This window comes from Lentzea sp. NPDC058450, from assembly GCF_042721395.1.
Lineage (GTDB): Bacteria > Actinomycetota > Actinomycetes > Mycobacteriales > Pseudonocardiaceae > Lentzea.
Window position 1 is genome coordinate 82116 of the sequence record NZ_JBHXLO010000036.1, and the last position, 17194, is coordinate 99309.

The following is a 17194-nucleotide window of genomic DNA, read 5'->3' on the forward strand; positions in this document are numbered from 1 at the left end:
CCGGCGCGCCGCCGGGAACTCATCGGTGCTCAGCCGGCGAGGTAGACCCAGGCGTCCAGGCCCGACCCGAGCCGCACCAGTGCGCGCCGGTAGTCGTCCACCTCGTAGAGGTCGGCCGCGGCCAGCTCCGCGGTCGTCACCTCCAGCACAGTCCCCGCGACGGAGTCCGAGGCGTTCCCGGTGTGCCGGACGATCGGGTGCCGGTCCGTCCCGCTGACCGCGACCACGGCCGGGTCGGTGATCGTCACCCAGTCCTGCCGGTACCCGGGCAGCCCGTCCTCCTTGCCCACCAGCGTCCGCCCGAAATGTTCGATCTGCACCGACGGCGTCTGCAAGGTCCCGTACGAGAACAGGTTCACCACGGCGTCGGCCGGTCCGCCGATCCGGTGCAGGACGGGGTGGGTGACGTCCTCGTTGCCCACCACGACGGAAGCCCGTGCGGCAGGCCCGACCTCGTCCAGGTAGCGGCGGCTCGCCGCGTGGTAGCGCGTCTCGAACGCCCGCGCGGCCTCTTCCAGTCCGCCCAGCAGTTCGGCGTCGCGGCGGGTGCCGCGGTCGAAGGCGACCGGGAACGGCGTGTCCACGAACACGACCTCGTCCCACTCCAGCTCCCGTTGCAGGAAGCTGCCGTCCACCACCAGCACCAGGTCGTCAGGGGCCTTGGTGGGAGTCTCGTCCAGGGGAGTGTCCGAGCGCAGGTCGATGATCCGTTGGCGGTACCGGCGGTCGCCGCCGGGGCCGAGCGGCTCGAGCACCAGCCGGGAGAACGCCGCGAAGTCGTAGGCGTCCCGGTAGTAGCCGTCGGCCGAGTCCCGCCCGAGACGGTGCCGGACGGCGCGCGGGTGGTGGAACCCGTCCATCGACAGGTGTGCGGCGGACCGTCCGCGCGCGGTCACGGCGGCGGCCAGTTCGCGGGCGAAGGTCGTCTTGCCCGACGCCGTGATGCCGTCCACCGCCACCCGCAACGGACGGGCCTGCCCGGCGAGGTGATCGGCGACCCGGTTCAGCACGCGCTCCCGCGGAGTGATCATGCGACCGAATCTAGTCTTCGTCCACCTCGCGCCGGGCGAGCCGCACTTCCTCGACGTCGAGCTTGCGCTGGATCGTCCGCAGCACGATGTCGTCGATGGCGGCCTCGTCGCGCAGCCGCACGACGGTCGCCCGCTTGTGCGCGATCAGCTCCAGCCGCAACGCCGCGTACTGGAGTTCGGACGCGGCCACCTCCTCGTCGCCGGCCTCCTTGGCGCGCACGACCTCCAGGTGGTGTTCGTACTCCGCCAGCACCCGCTTGTAGACGACGTCGGAGACGCCCACCTTGTCGGCCAGGCGCGGCAACGCCTCGTAGGCCTCCTCGGACGCCGTCGTCTGGGCGAGCCGCAGCTCTTCGTCGAGCGCGGTGTCCTCGGGCAGCTGGGAGAACCGGATGATCGCCGGCAGCAGCATCGACTGCACGATCAACGTCAGCACCACGACACCGGACGTGATGAGGATGATCTCCTCGCGGAACGGGAACGGCGCGCCGCCGACCACGGTTTCCGGCACGGCCAGGGCGGCGGCGAGCGAGACGGCTCCGCGGAATCCGGCGGCGGAGGACGCCAGGCGTTGGCGCGCACCGACGCGCCGCAACCGTTGCTGCGGACGGCGGTCCAAAGCGCGGATCACGTACGGAGTCGTGTAGCTCCACAACAGCCGCGTCCCGGCGACGGTCAGCGACACCAGTCCGATCGCGCCGAACGTGGCGAGCGTCTCCGAGCCGTCCAGCGAACGAAGAGCTGAATGAGCCTGGAGTCCGATCAGGACGAACAGGGCACCGTTCAACACGAACGTCGCGATGCCCCAGAACGCGTAGCTGACCTGACGCGTGTCGGCCCGCACGATCCGCGGACCGACCCGCGCCAAAGTCAGACCGCACGTCACCACGGCGATCACGCCGGACCCGTGCACCGTCTCCGCCAGCAGGAACGCCGCGAACGGCGTCAGGATGCTGACCACGCTCTCGTGCAACGGGCTGTCGAGCCGCTTGCGGACCTGCACCGCGAGCCAGGCGACGATCAACCCAGCGACCGCGCCACCGGCGTAAGAGAGCAGCAGCTGGAGCCCGACCATGCCGGTGCTGAACTCCTGCTCGCCGACGGTGATGGCGACGGCGATCGCGTAGATGACGAGCGCCGTGCCGTCGTTGATCAGCGACTCGGCGCGCAGGATGGTGGTGGTGCGGCGTGGCATGCCCCGGGCGATGGCCGACACCGCTGTCGCGTCGGTGGGGGCCAAGGCGGCGCCGAGCACCCACGCCGGGCCCCAGTCGAGGCCCAGGGCGTGGGCTACCGCCGCCACCGCCGCGGCCGTCGCGAGCACCAGCAACGTGCTGAGCAGCACGATCGGCCGCAGGTTGCTGCGGATCTCCCGCAACGACGTGTTGAGGCTCTCCCAGTACAGCAACGCCGGCAGGAAGATCAGCAGCATCGCCTCGGGTGGCAGGCTGACCTTCTCCAGGGCGGGCACGAAGCCGAGCACCGCGCCGCACACCACCAGCAGGACGGGCGCGGCGACGCGCAGCCGTCCGGACACGACGCTGCTCGCGAGGATGCACACGCCCAGCACCACTACGAGTTCAAGACCGAGCATGGGCTAGAAGATAGGCCGATCAGGCGCGCAACGCGTCATCCAGCTCGGCCAGCAGGCGGGACTTGGGTCGCGCTCCCACGATCTGGTGGATCGGCACGCCGTCGCGGAACAGCAGCATCGTCGGCAGCGACATGACCTGGAAGTCGCGTGCGGTGGCGGTGTTCTCGTCGGCGTTGATCTTCAGGACGGTCAGGTCGTCGCGTTCGCGGTCGATCTCGTCCAGCACGGGGTTGAGCATGTGGCACGGCCCGCACCACTGCGCCCAGAACTCCACGAGCACGGTGCCGGTCCGGGTCTGGTCGGCGAACGTGGCGTCGGTCAGCTGCATCGGGTCTCCTCGGGTACTTCGCACGGGTCCTGGAAGGCGAGCCTGGCCAGCAGGAACTCCCGGACGACGCCGAGGCGTTCCAGGCAGGCGTCCACCTCGGCGAGCTTGCGCCGGTAGACCTCCCGCGAGTCGGGGCACGAGTCGCCGGACTCGTGCCCCGCGCGCAGGCAGGCGACGAACGGCCGGGTGTCCTCCAGGGACAGTCCGACCGCCTGCAGCGACTGGATCTCGCGCACCAGTCGCAGGTCGTGGTCGCCGTACTCGCGGTAGCCGTTGGTCGCGCGCCGCGCCTCCAGGAGTCCTTGCGACTCGTAGAAGCGCAGCGCGCGAGTGGTGGTGCCGGCTCGCTTGGCCAGTTCGCCGATCCTCATGGACCCGACGCTAGACCTTGACGCTCACGTCAAGGCAAACGTTCAGTCCGCGACGAGGCCCAGCACCGACCACTGCCTGCGGATGAGCCAGCGTCCGGGCGCGATGCCGGTGCCGCCGTGCTCGGGGTGCAGCAGGTACGCCGGTGCGCTGTTCTGGATCACGGTCGCGTCGCGTTCCGCGGCCCAGCGGCAGGTGCCCGGGTCCGCGACGAGGACGTGCGGGTTGCCGCCGTTGAGGGCAGCCACGAGGTGCACGCCCTCGGGTGGCACCTCGGTTCTGGCCTCGGTGAGCGGTGGTGGGTCGAGCAGGTCGAAGGGGATGACGATCAGGTCGCCCTGGGCCTGGAGGCCGTCGACGACGGGGACGGTGGCCTGGCGCTCGAGGTGGTCGAGCGTGTCGACGTTCGTGCGGTCGACGAGTTCTGCAAGGTTCATGTTTTTAGGTACGGCGTAGTAGTTGTGAGTACTGGTCTGCCGTCAATCCGTAGGTCGCGGCGGCGGCTTCGAGCGGGTCGTTCACCCAACGCCAGGTGCGCAGGCCGTAGCGGCGGCGGGTGCCGTCGCGTTCGACCGAGCCGTTCACGACCAGCAGCAGGTTGATCTGGTCCCACAGGTCGTAGAGGCGCAGGTCGAAGCCCGGGTTGCCGGGGTCGGGCACGGAGCCGAGCAACGGTGGCTGCGCCTGCTCGACGTAGGTCTCCCAGCCGAGGCGTTCCGCGGCGCAGAACCGCACCTCGATGCTGGGTTCAGTGAGGATTCGCACGACGTCCGGTTCGTCGATGACCCAGCGCGGCACGGCCTGTCCGTGCCACGCGTAGACGCTGGTGCCGTCGGCGAACGTGATCGCTGGTCCGTTGTCGTTGTGCGGCAACGAGTTCACGTCCACGTGGACGGCCGTCGGACGATCGGACATCACACAGCGGCCTTCGCGCGGCCACCACCACCCGGTCGTGCGGGTGAGCGTCTGCCACACGGCGAGCAACGCGAGGTCGTGCGGGTCGATCCTCGTCTCGGGGGTGTCGAGCTCGGCCTGCCAGTCGGCCTCGTGCTGGCCGGCCCAGCCGACGCCGAGCGTGCCCGGCAGGGTGGAGTTGATGGCCGGGACCAGGCCTTCTCGGACGACGGCCCGCAGCCCGCTCACGGCGCCCTGCCACTCGGACCGCCGGCGCAGGCGAAACCGCAGGTCAGACACCTGGGCGGCGATCTGTGCCTCGACCGACTGCCAGTCGTCGTTGCGGGCGATCTTGCCGACCGGCAGGAGCGTCGCGGCTTCGGCGGGGGAGCGCACCCAGGCGAACTCCGGCGGCGGCCTGCCGACGGACGCGTACAGCGTCGCCACGGCCTCTTCGGCCGCCGGACGATCAGCGGGTGCGGTGCTCAGCGCGTGGGCGAGCCAGTCGTCGCGGAGCCGGGGAACTTCGGTGGAGCGGGCCTCGAGCCCGCCCGGTGCGCTCACAGCGCGAGGGCGCTACCGCCCTTTCGGATCGTCATGCGGAAGATCGTGACACCACCGGGCCGTGATTGGCAACCACGAAAAAATTCCCGTCCTGGCAAGGTGTCCCACCCAGTGGCCGTCCCAGCGTGAGCGTTCTCCGCGTGCCCAGAATGCGGATAAACGACGAGAGGGGAACCGGTGGGCACCCGACTGCATCTGGCCGCCGCGCTCCACGCGACCGGCGAGGAAGCTATCACCGCAACGCATTGGGCCGATCTCGTGCGCGAGGCCGAGCACGGCACGCTCGACTTCGTCACGTTCGGCGACTCGCTCGGCGGAGCGCCCGGACTCGACGCCGTGCTCACGGCCGCGCGCGTCGCGCCGCTGACTACACACGTCGGCCTGGTGCCGACGGCGGTCGTGACGCACACCGAGCCGTTCCACCTGTCCAAGGCGATCGCGACGCTCGACTACGTGAGTCGCGGACGGGCCGGCGTGCAACTGACCGTGGCGCTGGATCCGGCCGACGCGCGGCACTTCGGGCGGCGTGGAATCGGGTCTGAGGTTGAACTCTGGGAGGAGGCGCGCGACTACGCCGAGGTGCTGCGGCGGTTGTGGGACAGCTGGGAGGACGGCGCGGAGATCCGCGACGAGGCCACCGGGCGGTTCATCGACCGGGAGAAGCTGCACTACATCGACTTCGAAGGCCGCTGGTTCTCCGTGCGGGGGCCGTCGATCACGCCACGACCGCCGCAGGGCCATCCGCTGATCGCGGCCTCCGAAGCGTTGGGGGACATCGTGTTCGGCGACGATCCCTCGGTGCCCGACAGGCTCGTGTTCCGAGACGCCGACGCGGCCACGTCCGCCGACCAGCTCGCCGCGTGGCACGCGGAGGGGTTCGCGGGCTTCCGGCTGCACGGCGACCTGCGCCGGATCACCCGCGAGCTGGTGCCGGAGCTGCGCTCGCGCGGGCTGTTCCGGACCGAGTACGAGCACACGACGTTGCGGGACCGGCTCGGTCTCGCCCGGCCTGCCAACCAGTTCGCCTAGGAGCGCGGAGATGACCAAGCAGATCCACCTCGCCGCGCACTTCCCCGGCGTGAACAACACCACGGTGTGGAGTGATCCCCAGGCGGGCAGCCACATCGAGTTCGACTCGTTCGTCCACTTGGCACAGACGGCCGAACGGGCGAAGTTCGACTTCTTCTTCCTGGCCGAGGGGCTGCGGCTGCGTGAGCAGGGCGGGCAGATCTACGACCTGGACGTCGTCGGCCGCCCGGACACGTTCACCGTGCTCGCCGCGCTGGCCGCGGTCACGTCGCGCCTCGGGCTGGCGGGCACGATCAACTCGACGTTCAACGAGCCGTACGAGGTGGCGCGGCAGTTCGCGTCTTTGGATCACCTGTCGGACGGGCGCGCCGCCTGGAACGTCGTGACGTCCTGGGACGCGTTCACCGGCGAGAACTTCCGGCGCGGCGGGTTCCTGAAGCAGGAGGACCGGTACAGCCGCGCGGAGTCGTTCCTGCGCACGGCGTGGAAGCTCTTCGACACCGGCGTGGGGCCGTTCTCGCACACCGACGAGCACTTCGACATCAGCGGCACGTTCGGGGTGCCCCGTTCGCCCCAAGGGCGTCCGGTGATCCTGCAGGCCGGGGACTCCGAGGAGGGCAGGGAGTTCGCCGCCGCCACGGCCGATGCGATCTTCTCGCGGCACGGCACGTTGGAGGCGGGCCAGAAGTTCTACGCCGATGTGAAGGGCAGGCTGGCGAAGTACGGGCGCACGCACGACCAGCTGGTGGTGCTGCCCGCGGCCACGTTCGTCCTCGGCGACACGGACGCGGACGCGCAGGAGAAGGCCGCTGTGGTGCGACGGCAGCAGGTCAGCGGGGCGACCGCGATCCGGTTCCTGGAACAGGTGTGGAACCGCGATCTCACCTCGTACGACCCGGACGGGCCGCTGCCGGAGGTCGAGCCGGTGGTGGGGGAGAACACGATCGCCAAGGGGCGGGCGAGCGTGCGGATGTTCAAGGATCCCGCACAGACCGTGCGGGAGTGGCGGGAGAAGGCCGCGGCGAAGAACCTGTCGATCAGGGACCTCGTGATCGACGTGAGCGCGCGGCAGACGTTCGTCGGGTCGGCTGAGTCCGTGGCCACGCAGATCGACGACCTGGTGCAGCAGGACGCGGCGGACGGGTTCATCCTCGTGCCGCACGTGACGCCGGGCGGGCTCGACGAGTTCGCGGACACCGTCGTGCCGTTGTTGCAGGAGCGCGGCGTTTTCCGTGCCGAGTACTCAGGTCCGACGTTGAGGGATCATCTCGGACTCCGATAGTTGTTCAGCAAGTGGACGTCCTTGCCCGGCCCGATGGCCGGTACATAACGTGAGCGTCGTTGAGTGAGTGCTCTCCTCAAGAGCGCAGGGAAGGGAGGACAGGATGAACGTCGCCTTGATCCTGTCCTCCCGCTGTCGCATCGACTGCACGAGCTGACTCTTCATCTCGCTCGTCTCACGTTCCCCGCCGCAGCAAGGACTCCCCATGACCTCTGGCACCCTGACGCCTCCGTCCACAAAGGACGATGATCTTTCTGCTTTACCGGTCGTGCCCGCCCGCCATCCGTGGCGCTGGGTCGGTGTCGCGTTCGTGCTGGTGCTGGCCGCGCAGTTCGTGCACGGCCTGGTCACGAACCCCGCGTGGGACTGGCCGACGTTCGCGCGGTACTTCACCGCCCAGTCGATCCTGACCGCCGTCGGCACGACCATCGTGCTGACCGTGGCCGGCACGGCGCTGGGGTTCGCTCTGGGCATCGTGGTCGCGGTGCTGCGGATGTCGAAGAGCCCGTTCCTGAGCGCGGTGGGCTGGACGTACATCTGGGCGTTCCGGTCGATCCCGTTGATCGTGCAGCTGCTGTTCTGGTTCAACATCTCCTATCTGTACCAACGGCTTTCGCTCGGCATCCCGTTCGGGCCGGAGTTCGTGAGCTTCGAGACGATCTCGCTGATCAGCCCGATGGGCGCGGCGATCCTCGGGCTCGCGCTGCACCAGGCGGCCTACGCGGCGGAGATCGTGCGGTCCGGGGTGATCTCCGTCGACCGCGGGCAGCTGGAGGCAGCGGCCGCGCTGGGCATCCCTCGCTTTCGGCAGTTCCGCAGGATCGTGCTGCCCCAGGCGATGCGGTCGATCCTGCCCAACGCCGCCAACGAGGTGATCAGCCTGTTCAAGGGCACGTCGGTCGTCTCGGTGATGGCGATCGGCGAGCTCTTCTACCAGGTGCAGGTCATCTACGGCCGCAACGCGCGGGTCGTCGCGCTGCTGATGGTCGCGACCGTTTGGTACATCATCCTGACCACCCTGCTCTCGATCGGCCAGCACTACGTCGAGCGCTACTTCGCGCGAGGAGACCGCCGGTGATCGAGGTTCTGGGCGTGCACAAGAGCTTCGGGTCGCTGGAGGTGCTGCGCGGGGTGTCGCTCGACGTCGCGGCGGGCGAGGTCGTGGTGGTGCTCGGCCCGTCCGGCTCGGGCAAGTCGACGTTGCTGCGCACGATCAACCACCTGGAGAAGGTCGACCGCGGGTACATCACCATCGACGGCGACCTGATCGGCTACCGGCGGCGGGGCGGCAAGCTGCACGAGCTGAAGGAACGCGAGATCCTCAAGCAGCGCAAGGACATCGGGTTCGTCTTCCAGAACTTCAACCTCTTCCCGCACCTCACCGCGCTGGAGAACATCGCCGAGGTGGCGGACCTGGCCGACGCGCGGCACTTCCTGGAACGGGTCGGGCTCGCCGACAAGGCCTCCGCCTACCCGCGTCAGCTCTCCGGTGGCCAGCAGCAACGGGTCGCGATCGCCCGTGCGCTGGCCACCCGGCCGAAAGTCGTGCTGTTCGACGAACCCACGTCCGCGCTCGACCCCGAACTGGTCGGCGAGGTCCTGGACGTGCTGCGCGACCTGGCCCGGTCCGGCACCACGATGGTCGTCGTCACGCACGAGATCGGCTTCGCCCGCGAGGTGGCCGACCGGATCGTGTTCATGGACGAGGGCCTGATCGTCGAAGAGGGACCACCCGCCGAGCTGCTCGACCACCCCGTTCACGAGCGCACCCGCGCTTTCCTGTCCAAGGTTCTTTCTTAAGGAGTTCGTTGTGCGCAAAGTACTTCTCGCCGTGCTGGCGTTCGGTCTGGCCGCGTGCGGCACGGCCGGTGGCGAAGAGCCCGTCGAGGTCGCCGGCCTGAGCGTGAACCTCGGCCCGGACCAGAAGCGGGTCACCGCGGCCAAGGACGACAAGATCGCCGCCAAGGTGCCGGAGAAGTTCAGAACCAAGGGTGAGCTGGCCATCGGCGGCTCGGCCGGCACAGCGCCGCCGCTGCGGTTCTACGCCACCGACGACAAGACGGTGATCGGCGTCGAGACCGACATCGCCTCGCTGGTCGCCGACACGCTCGGCCTGAAGGCGAAGCTCGAGGTGTCGTCGTGGGAGAACCTGTTCGTGGGCCTCGACAGCGGCGCCTACGACCTCGGGTTCTCGAACATTACCGTGACCGAGGCGCGCAAGGAGAAGTACGACTTCGCCACCTACCGCCTCGACACCCTGGCGTTCGAGGCGAAGAAGGGCGGCAGCTGGAAGGTCAAGGAGCCCAAGGACGTGGCGGGCAAGGTCATCGCCGTGACATCGGGCACCAACCAGGAGAAGATCCTCGTCGACTGGAGCACCCAGAACGTCGCCGCGGGGCTGAAGGCCACCGACATCAAGTACTTCCAGAACTCGTCGGACTACTACCTGGCGTTGCAGTCGGGGCGCATCGACGCCTACCTCGGGCCGAACCCGACCTCCGCGTACCACTCGGCGACCTCCGGCGAGACCGAGGTGATCGGCAACTTCTCCGGCGGCGCGGCCGTGCAGGGCAAGATCGCCGCCACCACGAAGAAGGACAGCGGACTCGTCGGCCCCGTGCAGGAGGCGCTGAACCAGCTCATCGCCAACGGCAAGTACGCCGAGGTGCTGAAGCGCTGGGGCCTGTCCGACGAGGCCGTGCCGACGTCGGAGATCAATCCGCAGGGCCTGCCGAAGAGCTGAGGGGGAATTCCGTCATGAGGTTCAGCATCACCATCGACACCGAGGACGAGGACACCGCGCTGCGCCTGCTCGGCGCGTTGCGGGACTCCGGCCTGGCACCCGCGGTCGAGGCGGCCGTCGAGGAGGTGGACGTGAGGATTCTGCCGGACACCCGTCAGGTCCTCGTGCACTCCTCGCCGGTCGAGCTGACGCGGCTGGAGTTCGAACTGCTGCTCCACCTGTGCTCGCACACCGACCGGGTGCACCGGCGGCGTGAGCTGCTCGCCACCGTCTGGGGCGTGAACGACGACTACAGCGGTGCGCGCACGGTGGACGTGCACGTGAGGCGTGTGCGGCAAAAGCTTGGCGACGCGGCCGATGTGATTCAGACTGTGCGCGGAGTCGGTTACCTGGTGGCGTCGAGCGCGCGGTTCCGGGTGGAGGGCACACCGAACGTGGTGCGGCTGGCGGACCGGCGGGCCGGCTGAGGCAACCCCTGAACCACTATGCGGTACCCCTATCTTTCCGGTGGGGACCACAGTCTTTCCGGCGATTGCTCCAAACGGTGCTAACTTGGGAAAACCGGGAATTGGGCACGTGCCTCGCGAAAACATTCGTGAATTGCATTCAGCCTGTCGAACCTGGTCGGTCAAGAAGCACCACAGTAGGAGGAATACCTTGTTCGCTAAGTGGGGAACACTTGCGTACAAGCGCCGTTGGGTGGTGATGGTCGCCACTTTGGCGCTGACCGTGATGGGCGGCGTTTGGGGCCTCGGAGTTTTCGAGCGACTCAACGAAGGCGGCTTCGGCGATCCCACAAGTGAGTCGATCAGAGCCAACAAGCTCGTCGAGGACACATTCGGTCGCCAGGGTGGCGACATCGTCGTGATCTACACCGCGCCGACAGGCTCGACGATCGACTCGCCCGACGTGCGGGAGAAGGCCGAGAAGGCGCTCGCCGGACTGCCGACCGACAAGGTCAAGACGGTCGTGTCCTACTGGAGCCTGCCGCAGCCGAACCCGTTCGGCACGGCGGACAAGTCGAAGGCGCTGGTGGCGATCACGCTGCAGGCGTCCGACTCGAACACCCAGCTGAAGGACTACGCCGCGATCTCCGACCAGCTCGTGATCGACGGCGTGCAGGCGTTGACGGCGGGGCAGATCCCGATCCAGAAGGCCATCGCCGAGATGTCCGGCAGCGACCTCGTGCGCGCCGAGACCGTGTCGATGCCGCTGGTCCTGCTCCTGCTGGTGATCGTGTTCGGCGGCCTGATCGCGGCGTCGCTGCCGGTCATCGTCGGCATGTTGTCGATCATGGGCGCGCTCGGGCTGCTGCACGCGATCTCGCTGGGCACCGACGTGAACTCGTTCGCCATCAACGTGGCGACGCTGCTCGGGCTCGGCATGGCGATCGACTACGGCCTGTTCATCGTCGGCCGGTTCCGAGAAGAGCTCGCCGCGGGCCGCACACCGGAGCAGGCCGTGCAGCGCACGGTGGGTTCCGCCGGCCGCACCGTCGTCTTCTCCGCGACGCTGCTGATCACCGCGCTGGCAGGGCTGCTGCTGTTCCCGCAGGCCTTCCTCAAGTCGCTCGGCTACGGCGGCATGTCCGCGGTGGTCGTGGCCGCGGTCGTCTCGCTGACGTTGCTGCCGGCACTGCTCGGCATCCTCGGGCACCGCGTCGACAAGTTCTCGATGCCGTGGCGCAAGCGGATGGCGCGCAGCGAGCACGGGTCCGGCTGGGCCCGGCTCGGCACCAGGGTCATGAAGCGGCCGGGGCTGTTCGCGATCCCGATCGTGGCGGTTCTGCTCGCGCTCGGCCTGCCGTTCCTGCACGTCAAGTTCGGCGAGGTCACCGAGAAGGTGCTCCCCGTCGGCAACGAGTCGCGGGTCGCCGTCGAGACGTTGAACAAGGACTTCCCCGAGCTCGCGAAGACCGGCATCGACATCGCCATCTCCGGCAACCCCTCGCCGGAGGCCGTGCAGAGCTACGTTCAGCGGGTCTCCGACGTCCCCGGCGTCGACACCGCGGAAGCGGCGCTCGAACCGAAGGACGGCAAGTGGCTGGTGTCCGCGTCGCTCACCGGCGAGTCGCTGAGCGACGCGTCCAAGCAGGCGGTGCTGGACGTGCGGAAGCTCGCCGGCCCGCAGGGCGCCACCGTGCTGGTCGGCGGACCGACCGCGGTGAACGTCGACAGCCTCGACGCGATCAGCGACCGGCTGCCGTGGATGGCGCTGCTGTTCTTCGCGGCGACGTTCATCCTGATGTTCCTCGCCTTCGGCTCGGTGCTGCTGCCGATCAAGGCGATCGTCATGAGCGCGCTGTCGCTGTCGGCGACGTTCGGCGTGCTGGTCTGGATCTTCCAGGACGGGCACCTCGCGTCGTTGTTCGGCGTGACACCGTCGCCGCTCGACTCGGGCATCGTCGTGCTGATGGTGGCGGTGATCCTGGGTCTGTCGACGGACTACGAGGTGTTCCTGCTCTCCCGGATGGTCGAGGCCCGCAGCAAGGGCGCGTCCAACGAGGAGGCGGTGCGCGTCGGCCTGGCCAAGACCGGCCGGGTGATCACGGCGGCGGCGATCCTGCTGATCGTGGTCACGGGCGCGTTCGCGTTCTCGCAGGTGGCCATGATGCGGTTCGTCGGGGTCGGCATGATCCTGGCGCTCGCGCTGGACGCCACGATCGTCCGGATGCTGCTGGTGCCCGCGGTGCTCAAGCTCATGGGTGACGCGGCGTGGTGGGCCCCCGGTCCGTTGCGGCGCATCCAGGAGAAGCTGGCGATCCACGAGGGCGGCGACGTCGAGGACGATGACGACGACCACGCGGCGCCGAGGCAGTCCGTGCCTCAGCCCGTCGGCTGACGTTTCTCGATTGGACCCGAGGAGGCCCTGGCGCACGCCAGGGCCTCCTCGGCGTGTTTCGGCGAGTGCGTGATTCCGGGGGTGGGAAATCGCGCGGAGTTTAGGTGAATCACCTTTGTTCGTGCGGTATGGGCTTGAGGGTGTGAGCCCCCTGAATCCGCCCTAGGGGTCCCCTAGAATCGGCTCGGAACGGTGTGATCACCGGGTTCCGGGCTTTAGCGTTTCCTTCATGAATGCAGGCGGCCCAGCCGTCGTAGCGAGCGACATTCGCAAGTCGTACGGCGACCTGCGGGCCGTTGACGGCGTGTCGTTCAGCGTCGACGAAGGAGAGTTCTTCGGTCTTCTCGGCCCCAACGGCGCCGGGAAGAGCACCACCCTGGAGATCGTCGAGGGCTTGCGGAAGCCGGACTCCGGCTCCGTGAGGCTGCTCGGCGAGAGCCCGTGGCCACGAAACCCCACGCTGCTGCGCAAGATCGGCGTGCAGCTGCAGGCGTCCTCGTTCTTCGAGCGCCTCACGTCCAAGGAACAGCTCGAGACCTTCGGCGCGCTGTACGGCATCAGCAAGTCGAAGGCAGTCGACATGCTCGAGCTCGTCGGGCTGACGGACAAGGCCGACGTGCAGGACACGAAGCTGTCCGGCGGTCAGCGGCAACGCCTGTCGATCGCCTGCGCGCTCGTGCACGACCCCGAGATCGTGTTCCTCGACGAACCGACGGCGGCACTGGACCCCCAGGCCCGGCGCAACCTCTGGGACGTGCTGCGGGCCATCCAGGCGCGCGGCAAGACGATCATCTACACCACCCACCACCTCGACGAGGCCGAGATCCTCTGCGACCGGGTGGCGATCATCGACTCCGGCCGGATCATGACGATGGGTGCGCCCGCCCAGCTCGTGCGCGCGCTCGACACGCAGACCCAGGTCATCATCGAACACGGTGTGGTGCCGGCGCGGCTGGTGAGCATGCTGCCGGGCGCCGAGTCCGTCGTGGACGACGGCGTGTCGGTCACCATCTCCACCTCCGACGCGGGCGTGACCATCAAGGCGCTGGGCGAGCTGGACGCCCTCAGCAACGCCCAGGTCCGGACGGCGACGCTGGAAGACGTCTTCCTGCACCTGACCGGTCGCGCGTACCGCGAATGAACGTCCACCCAACCGGCGTCGCCACGGTGTCCGAGCCCCCGACGTCGTCAGCCCTCCGAGCGGAGACTGCGACATGACCGCGTTTACCAGCCTGTCGCTTGCCATGTTCAAGGCCTCGATCCGGGACAAGGCAGCGCTGGCCCTCACGTTCTTCTTCCCCCTGATGTTCCTCGTCGTGTTCGCGGTGCTGTTCGGTGGGGGAATGGGCTCCTCGGTCAAGATCGCCGTGGTCGGCGACGGCCAGGTGGTCTCCGCCCTGTCGAAGGCCGAGGGCGTCGACCTGGTGAGGTTCGACAACTCGGCCGCGGCGATCGACCAGCTGCGCGACGGCGACCTGGCCGCGGTCGTCCTGTCGCAGGGCGACGGCGTCGACGTCCGCTACGCCAACGGGGACCGCCCGGAGACCGCTCCGGCGCTCGCCAAGGTCTCCGAGGCGGTGGCGAGCGCCAACGCCGGCGTGGGCGGTGCGCCGCCCAAGTACTCGATGCAGCAGGCGCCCATCGAGGCGGCCTACGCGCCGATCCAGTACCTCACGCCCGGCATCCTCTCGTGGGGCGTGGCGTCCGCCGCCGTGTTCAGCTCCGCGCTGACCCTGGTGGCGTGGCGGCGCAAGCAGGTGCTGCGGCGCCTGCAGCTCGCCCCCGTCGGCCGCGTCTCGGTGCTCACGGCCAGGCTGGCGATCGCGACCGGCATCTCCCTGATGCAGGCCGTGCTCTTCGTGGCCGTGGCCTCGCTGCCCGTGTTCGGGCTCCAGCTGTCCAACGACTGGTGGCTCGCGATTCCGTTGCTGGTGCTGGGAACCTTCGCCTTCTTCTCCGTCGGGATGCTGACGGGCGCCGTCTGCCAGACCGAGGACTCGGTGTCCGGCGCGGCGAACCTCGTGGTGCTGCCGATGGCGTTGCTGGGAGGCAGCTTCTTCCCGGTGGACAAGGCGCCGGAGTGGGTCAAGTTCATCACGAACCTGCTGCCGCTCAAGCACATGAACGAGGGCATGCTCGACGTCCTGGTGCGCGGGAAGGGCATCGACGCGCTGCTCCTGCCGGGCGCGGTGCTGATCGGGTTCACGATCGTCATCAGCGTGTTCGCCGCGATGTTCTTCCGCTGGGAGGACGCGTGAGCGACCGCGGGCGGATCTTCGGTGGGAGCCGGATGCCGTCGCGGCTCGTCGTGGGCATGACCGGCGCCACCGGGGCCGCGATCGGCATCCGGCTCCTGGAAGCGCTGGGCGCGGTCGGGGTGGAGACCCACCTGGTGCTCAGCAAGTGGGCACGCGCGACCATCGAGATGGAGACCGACTTCTCGGTCCGCCAGGTGCAGTCCCTGGCCGATCACGTCTACTCGTCGCACGACCAGGCGGCGGCCATCTCCAGCGGCTCGTTCCGCACGGACGGCATGATCGTGGCGCCGTGCAGCATGAAGACGCTGGCGGCCATCAGGATGGGCTACGGCGAGGGGCTGATCCCGCGCGCCGCGGACGTCACCCTGAAGGAACGCCGCCGGCTGGTGCTGATCCCCCGGGAGACGCCGCTCAACGAGATCCACCTCGAGAACATGCTGGCGCTCACCAGGATGGGCGCGGTGATGGTCCCGCCGATGCCCGCCTTCTACAACGGCCCGACCGGGATGAAGGACGTGGTCGACCACGTGACCAGCCGGGTGCTCGACCTGTTCGACGTGGACAACGACCTCACCACGCGCTGGGACGGCGGCAAAGAGGCGCGCAGGGAGCGGAAGGAGCAGCACGGCGATGAAGCACTTCACTGATCTGCGGAGCTACCTGAACGCGTTGGAAGATCTCGGCGACCTCGTGACGATCTCCCGCGAGGTCGACGGCGACATGGAGCCGGCCGCGATCACCAGACGCAGTTACGAGATCCGTGCGCGCGCACCGCTGTTCGTCAACATCAGGGGCGCCCGCGAGGGCCAGCGGATCCTCGGCGCTCCCGCCGCGATGTCGTCCCGCAAGGACCTGCCGTTCGCCCGGATCGCGCTGTCGCTCGGGCTGCCCGCGGACACCACGGGCTACCAGATCGTCGACGCGCTGGCCGACGCGGCCGTGCGCGAGCCGATCGCGCCGGTGGTCGTTCCCAAGGGGCCCTGTCAGGACAACGTCCTGATGGGGCCACAGGCCACTTTGGACAGCTTCCCGATTCCGATCGTGCACGAGCAGGACGGCGGCCGGTACGCGAACACGTGGGGAGTGCTGATCGTCCGCACCCCCGACGGGTCGTGGACGAACTGGTCCATCGCGCGCGTGATGAAGATCGACGGCAAGCGGATGACGGCACTCGTGCCGAACGGGCAGCACATCGGGCAGATCTGGAACCAGTGGGCGGCTATCGGTAAGCCGATGCCGTACGCGCTGGTGCAGGGGGCTGAGCCCGGCATTCCTTATGTCGCGGGGATGCCGTTGCCCGACTCGGCGCACGAGGCGCATTTCTTGGGCGCCCTGGTCGGTGAGCCCATCGAGCTCGTGCAGGCGTTGACCGTCGATCTGCAGGTGCCGGCCACGGCTGAGGTCGTGATCGAGGGGCACGTGTCCACCGAGCGTGACGCGTTGGAGGGGCCGTTTGGTGAGGCGGCCGGGTATCAGCCGGTTGGGGCTTCGCCGCAGCCCACGTTCCACGTCTACACGATCACGCATCGGGACGACCCGATCTGGCCTCTTGTGGCGGAGGGGCGGCCGCCGGACGAGTACCACACGGTGACGTGTGTTGGTGCTGCCAGTCAGTGTCTTGTTCGGTTGCGGGCGGCTGGGTTGCCCGTTAGCCGGGTTTGGGCGCCTATGGAGGCCGCGGGGATGTGGCTCGTGGTCACCGTGCCGCCTCATTGGCGGGAGTTGGTGGAGCCTGGGACTCCCAGTGTGCAGCTGGCTGAGTGGGTTGGGCAGACGTTGTTCTACGACAAGGCCGGGTTGTACTTTCCCCAGATCTACCTGCTTGATGACGACATCGACGCTACCAACCTTGCTGAGTTGACTTGGGCCATTGCTACTCGGGTTCATCCTGTGGATGGGCGGGTGCACTTGGACAGCGCTGTGTTGCCGTTGTTCGTTTCTCATACTGAGGCTGAGCATGAGCGGGGGTGGGGGCCTCGGACTGTGTTCGACGGGCTGTTGCCTCCGGTTGGGGAGCGGTTGGGGCACACTTCGTTTGCTGCTTCTTATCCGCGGGAGCTTCAGCAGCGGGTTGTGGAGAACTGGATCTGAGGTTTGGTGGCGGTATGTCACCAGTGCGATGGTTGGTTTTGGTGCAGAGACAACTGCGGACGAGCGTTGGTTGCGTCATCGCCGCTGCGCGACGATAGAGATTGGGGCTTGACTTCGGGGCCCTTGCGAGGTGCTGGTCGGCCGGAAAAGGCCGGGCTGAAAAGCGCCCG

17 protein-coding genes are annotated in these 17194 nt (G+C 68.5%); 11 read left to right on the plus strand and 6 right to left on the minus strand.

What is annotated here, in order from left to right:
* Positions 1–29: 29 nt before the first annotated feature.
* Genes ACFWNN_RS38335 through ACFWNN_RS38360 form a run of 6 tightly spaced genes read right to left on the minus strand, consistent with a single transcriptional unit; the run spans position 30 to position 4780 of the window.
* Positions 30–1031 (minus strand): gamma-glutamylcyclotransferase, encoded by a 1002-nt coding sequence (locus ACFWNN_RS38335; protein ID WP_382444868.1) that lies wholly within the window; start codon positions 1029–1031, stop codon positions 30–32.
* A 10-nt stretch (positions 1032–1041) separates the two neighbouring features.
* Positions 1042–2625: a Na+/H+ antiporter gene (locus ACFWNN_RS38340; RefSeq protein ID WP_382444869.1), complete on the minus strand. Its 1584-nt coding sequence runs from the start codon at positions 2623–2625 to the stop codon at positions 1042–1044.
* A gap of 19 nt (positions 2626–2644) precedes the next feature.
* Entirely contained in the window at positions 2645–2953 is a 309-nt protein-coding gene (gene trxA / locus ACFWNN_RS38345) for a thioredoxin (protein WP_382444870.1), read from the minus strand.
* Positions 2944–3324 (minus strand): MerR family transcriptional regulator, encoded by a 381-nt coding sequence (locus tag ACFWNN_RS38350; protein ID WP_285641376.1) that lies wholly within the window; start codon positions 3322–3324, stop codon positions 2944–2946. The genes trxA and ACFWNN_RS38350 overlap by 10 nt, the downstream gene beginning before the upstream one ends.
* A 42-nt stretch (positions 3325–3366) precedes the next feature.
* On the minus strand, positions 3367–3759 hold the full coding sequence (locus ACFWNN_RS38355) for a hypothetical protein (RefSeq protein ID WP_382444871.1): 393 nt from the start codon (positions 3757–3759) through the stop codon (positions 3367–3369).
* Positions 3760–3763: 4 nt separating this feature from the next.
* Positions 3764–4780, minus strand: coding sequence for a DUF6745 domain-containing protein (locus ACFWNN_RS38360; protein WP_382444872.1), 1017 nt, complete (start codon positions 4778–4780; stop codon positions 3764–3766).
* Positions 4781–4957: 177 nt separating this feature from the next.
* On the opposite strand from ACFWNN_RS38360, the gene ACFWNN_RS38365 reads away from it, so the two are divergent.
* The 11 genes from ACFWNN_RS38365 (at position 4958) to ACFWNN_RS38415 (ending at position 17024) form a co-directional block, all read left to right on the plus strand.
* Positions 4958–5809: an LLM class flavin-dependent oxidoreductase gene (locus ACFWNN_RS38365; protein WP_382444873.1), complete on the plus strand. Its 852-nt coding sequence runs from the start codon at positions 4958–4960 to the stop codon at positions 5807–5809.
* Positions 5810–5819: 10 nt separating this feature from the next.
* Complete coding sequence (locus ACFWNN_RS38370; RefSeq protein WP_382444874.1) at positions 5820–7091, plus strand: LLM class flavin-dependent oxidoreductase; 1272 nt, start codon at positions 5820–5822, stop codon at positions 7089–7091.
* A gap of 205 nt (positions 7092–7296) precedes the next feature.
* Complete coding sequence (locus ACFWNN_RS38375) at positions 7297–8169, plus strand: amino acid ABC transporter permease (RefSeq protein WP_382444875.1); 873 nt, start codon at positions 7297–7299, stop codon at positions 8167–8169.
* Positions 8166–8891: an amino acid ABC transporter ATP-binding protein gene (locus ACFWNN_RS38380; RefSeq protein ID WP_382444876.1), complete on the plus strand. Its 726-nt coding sequence runs from the start codon at positions 8166–8168 to the stop codon at positions 8889–8891. The genes ACFWNN_RS38375 and ACFWNN_RS38380 overlap by 4 nt, the downstream gene beginning before the upstream one ends.
* 10 nt (positions 8892–8901) lie before the next feature.
* A complete protein-coding gene (locus ACFWNN_RS38385) occupies positions 8902–9834 on the plus strand; it encodes an ABC transporter substrate-binding protein (RefSeq protein WP_382444877.1) in 933 nt (310 codons plus the stop codon).
* 14 nt (positions 9835–9848) lie between these two features.
* Positions 9849–10301 (plus strand): winged helix-turn-helix domain-containing protein, encoded by a 453-nt coding sequence (locus ACFWNN_RS38390; protein ID WP_382444878.1) that lies wholly within the window; start codon positions 9849–9851, stop codon positions 10299–10301.
* Between the two features lie 190 nt (positions 10302–10491).
* Entirely contained in the window at positions 10492–12675 is a 2184-nt protein-coding gene (locus tag ACFWNN_RS38395; RefSeq protein WP_382444879.1) for an MMPL family transporter, read from the plus strand.
* A 229-nt stretch (positions 12676–12904) separates the two neighbouring features.
* Positions 12905–13816, plus strand: coding sequence for an ABC transporter ATP-binding protein (locus ACFWNN_RS38400; protein ID WP_382444880.1), 912 nt, complete (start codon positions 12905–12907; stop codon positions 13814–13816).
* Positions 13817–13889: 73 nt separating this feature from the next.
* Complete coding sequence (locus tag ACFWNN_RS38405) at positions 13890–14933, plus strand: ABC transporter permease (RefSeq protein ID WP_382444881.1); 1044 nt, start codon at positions 13890–13892, stop codon at positions 14931–14933.
* Entirely contained in the window at positions 14930–15580 is a 651-nt protein-coding gene (locus tag ACFWNN_RS38410) for a UbiX family flavin prenyltransferase (protein WP_382444882.1), read from the plus strand. Before ACFWNN_RS38405 ends, ACFWNN_RS38410 begins: the two co-directional genes overlap by 4 nt.
* Positions 15564–17024, plus strand: coding sequence for a UbiD family decarboxylase (locus ACFWNN_RS38415; protein ID WP_382444883.1), 1461 nt, complete (start codon positions 15564–15566; stop codon positions 17022–17024). Before ACFWNN_RS38410 ends, ACFWNN_RS38415 begins: the two co-directional genes overlap by 17 nt.
* Positions 17025–17194: the final 170 nt, after the last annotated feature.

Coding starts and splice junctions, on each gene's coding strand:
- ACFWNN_RS38335 (WP_382444868.1), bottom strand. CDS start 1,031: ATGATCACTCCGCGGGAGCGCGTGCTGAACCGGGTCGCCGATCACCTC.
- ACFWNN_RS38340 (WP_382444869.1), bottom strand. CDS start 2,625: ATGCTCGGTCTTGAACTCGTAGTGGTGCTGGGCGTGTGCATCCTCGCG.
- trxA (WP_382444870.1), bottom strand. CDS start 2,953: ATGCAGCTGACCGACGCCACGTTCGCCGACCAGACCCGGACCGGCACC.
- ACFWNN_RS38350 (WP_285641376.1), bottom strand. CDS start 3,324: ATGAGGATCGGCGAACTGGCCAAGCGAGCCGGCACCACCACTCGCGCG.
- ACFWNN_RS38355 (WP_382444871.1), bottom strand. CDS start 3,759: ATGAACCTTGCAGAACTCGTCGACCGCACGAACGTCGACACGCTCGAC.
- ACFWNN_RS38370 (WP_382444874.1), top strand. CDS start 5,820: ATGACCAAGCAGATCCACCTCGCCGCGCACTTCCCCGGCGTGAACAAC.
- ACFWNN_RS38375 (WP_382444875.1), top strand. CDS start 7,297: ATGACCTCTGGCACCCTGACGCCTCCGTCCACAAAGGACGATGATCTT.
- ACFWNN_RS38390 (WP_382444878.1), top strand. CDS start 9,849: ATGAGGTTCAGCATCACCATCGACACCGAGGACGAGGACACCGCGCTG.
- ACFWNN_RS38400 (WP_382444880.1), top strand. CDS start 12,905: ATGAATGCAGGCGGCCCAGCCGTCGTAGCGAGCGACATTCGCAAGTCG.
- ACFWNN_RS38405 (WP_382444881.1), top strand. CDS start 13,890: ATGACCGCGTTTACCAGCCTGTCGCTTGCCATGTTCAAGGCCTCGATC.
- ACFWNN_RS38415 (WP_382444883.1), top strand. CDS start 15,564: ATGAAGCACTTCACTGATCTGCGGAGCTACCTGAACGCGTTGGAAGAT.